The 2,667-nt window shown below is 59.8% G+C and carries 3 protein-coding genes and 1 pseudogene; all 4 read right to left on the reverse strand.

Going from position 1 to position 2,667, the window contains the following annotated elements:
• A pseudogene (locus EN993_RS38130) lies at positions 1-90 on the reverse strand (ATP F0F1 synthase subunit C); the annotation flags it as partial.
• 65 nt (positions 91-155) lie between these two features.
• Positions 156-914 carry a F0F1 ATP synthase subunit A gene (locus tag EN993_RS34275; protein ID WP_127266091.1) on the reverse strand — a complete coding sequence of 253 codons (759 nt, stop codon included), beginning with the start codon at positions 912-914 and terminating at the stop codon, positions 156-158.
• Positions 915-998: 84 nt separating this feature from the next.
• Entirely contained in the window at positions 999-1,406 is a 408-nt protein-coding gene (locus EN993_RS34280) for an AtpZ/AtpI family protein (protein WP_109662126.1), read from the reverse strand.
• Positions 1,407-1,660: 254 nt separating this feature from the next.
• Positions 1,661-2,667: cell wall hydrolase (locus EN993_RS34285; protein ID WP_164758003.1), on the reverse strand; the 1,007-nt coding region annotated here is incomplete at its 5' end.

Here is a 2,667-nt window from a genome sequence, read left to right on the forward strand (position 1 = left end):
ACCGAAGATGTTGCCGAGGCCAATGCCCGCGCCACCCATGCCCAGGCAAGCGATACCGGCGCCAATTGCAGCTGCTGCAGATACGTCCATGTCAAACTCCTGTCGTTCCGTTGTCGTTACAGTTTGTAGTTGGCGTCACGCGCCGGTGAAACTTATTAGTGGCTGGGGTGGAGAGCGTCGTTGAGATACATGCAGGTCAACACGGCAAAGACGTAGGCCTGCAGGAAAGCGACGAGCAGTTCCAGCGCCGTCAGCGCCACAGCCATGGCCAGCGGCAGGATCGAGCCTGCAATGCCCAAGGCGCCGAATGCACTGAGGCTGACGACAAACCCCGAAAACACTTTCAGCGTAATGTGGCCTGCCAACATGTTGGCGAAAAGACGAACCGAGAGGCTGATCGGACGCGATACGAAAGAAATCACCTCGATCGGAACAACAAGCAGCATCATCACGAGAGGCACACCTTTAGGCACGAACAGCTTCAGGAAGCCAAGGCCATGCTTCATGAACCCGTAGATGATGACGGTGGCAATCACCAGGATGGCCAGACCGAAGGTGACGATGATGTGGCTGGTGATGGTGAAAAAATACGGGAACAGGCCGAGCAGATTGGCGACCAGCACGAACATGAACAGCGAGAACACAAGCGGGAAGAACTTCATGCCCTGCGTGCCGGCGGCATCGCGCAACATGTTACCGACGAATTCGTAGGCCATCTCGGAGACCGACTGGAGCCTGCCGGGAACGAGGCTGCGGCTCGACGTCGTGAGAAACAGAAACGCGGCCGCGACGATCACGGTCACGACCATGAACAATGCCGAATTTGTGAAAGACAGGTCGTAGCCGCCGATGTTAATCGGAATCAGCTTGATGATATGGAACTGGTGGATCGGATCGACCTTGTCAGCTGCCACGTTCTAACCCCGTCAATGCCGCGCACGGCTAAATTACCATTGCCGCATAGAGGCGGCTATTTCCAAATGCCGCCTAGAGGACGGTCATTTGCTGTCGTCACGTCCAGGACGCGATTTATCGCCCTGTCCGAATTCTGCCACAACGCCCGCGGAACGCATGACATTGAGCACGCCGGCGCCAAAACCAAGCAGCAGGAAAACGATCAGACCCAACGGCGATGTCCCCGCCATACGGTCGATAATCCAACCGATGCCGGCGCCCACCACCACGCCAGCGATAAATTCGCTGGAGAGTTTGACCGCCTGGCCATAACCGGCCGCACTGCCCGCTTTCGCGTCGTCTTTCCCCTCGAGCCGGTCCGGCCGCCTTGTCGCAAGCGAAGCTTCAAGGTCACGCCGGCGGCGCTCAAGATCGTCATCGCGGATGTCGGGCTCATGCTGCTTGCCGCGGCCGGTTTCTCCGGTTCCGTCTGGCCCATTCTTGTCGGCCATCGCAACCCCCCTGCCCGGTCAGACCGTCACCGTCCGTCCGCTTCTAAAGTCGCCGGCAACATAGTTAGAGGGTTTGCGCCCGTCAAGCCACGGGCGGAAGTTCATTGCCATGTATTTTAGGCAACAAAATCAAATAGTTATAAAGGTGCGACATCGTGCCCGCCGCGATGATGGTGATGCATGGCGCGAATCCCCCGGGCAATGGCTCTTCGATCGACTGCGCGGCGCGCCAAAGATCAGCGGCTGTTGCGCGCTCAGCTCCAGCCGCCACCATAGGTCCGATAGAAGATATGCAGACCGATCTTGGTCATCTTCTGCATCGTGCGCGCCCAGACGGGATGGACATATTGGGCGTAGTAGTGGGTCGACGATCCGACCTCCGGGATGAAGATCTTGCCGGCGGTGACGGCCATGGCGATATCCTGGGCAGTCTTGTAGGCGACAGGGCTGTCGATGCGCTTCTTCCTGCCGTCGCAGGCGAAGGAGAACTGGCAACGGTTGAACCAGCTGTCGTTCTGGTAGACGACGCCGCAGATCGAATTCGGATAGGCCGGGTTGCGGACGCGATTGAGGATGACCTGGGCGACAGCGGCCTGACCGCGCACGGACTCGCTCCTCGCCTCGAAATAGATGCCGTTGGCAAGGCATGCCTGCTCCTTCTTGGAGAAGACACTGGCGGGCAGCGGGTTCTGGATCCAAGAATGATCGCCCTTGGTCATCGGCGGAATGAAACGGCCGTCGTTGGGCTGCTCGTCCTGAAGCAGGGCTTCGAAGGGCGATGCCTTGGCATAGTCGGGCTCGGACTGCGCATAGGCGGTCGCCAGCACGTCCGGATGGTCATTGTTGACCAGGGCTGCCAGCATGGCCGGCACGCCGGGATCCGGCTTCTTGTCCTCGCGTGCATGGAATGCCGCGGCAATCTGGATTTCCTTGCCTTTGATCTGCGGCTTGGCGAAGGCCATCTTCAGGCCGCTGTCCATGCTGGGCCGCAGCAAGGAAGAGGTGCGCTCGAAGATCGAGCCGGCATTGAAGTTCTTCGGCGGCGCCACGGGAGACATCTGGACGATGCGCCCTTTCTTCTCGGCGCGCACGACGCGATCCTCGTCGGGCGTGCCGCTGACCTTGCCGCCCTTGCCGCGAAACGAAACGTTGCCGACGCCGGCCAGATGGACGCCCGATCCGGAGATGGAGCCGGTGATGTCGGAATCGACAAACGGCATCTCGGCCGCATGGGTCGAGCCGGCGACGGATTTCTCGACAT

The sequence above is a fragment of the Mesorhizobium sp. M7D.F.Ca.US.004.01.2.1 genome (genome assembly GCF_003997785.1).
In the GTDB taxonomy this organism is placed as follows: domain Bacteria; phylum Pseudomonadota; class Alphaproteobacteria; order Rhizobiales; family Rhizobiaceae; genus Mesorhizobium; species Mesorhizobium loti.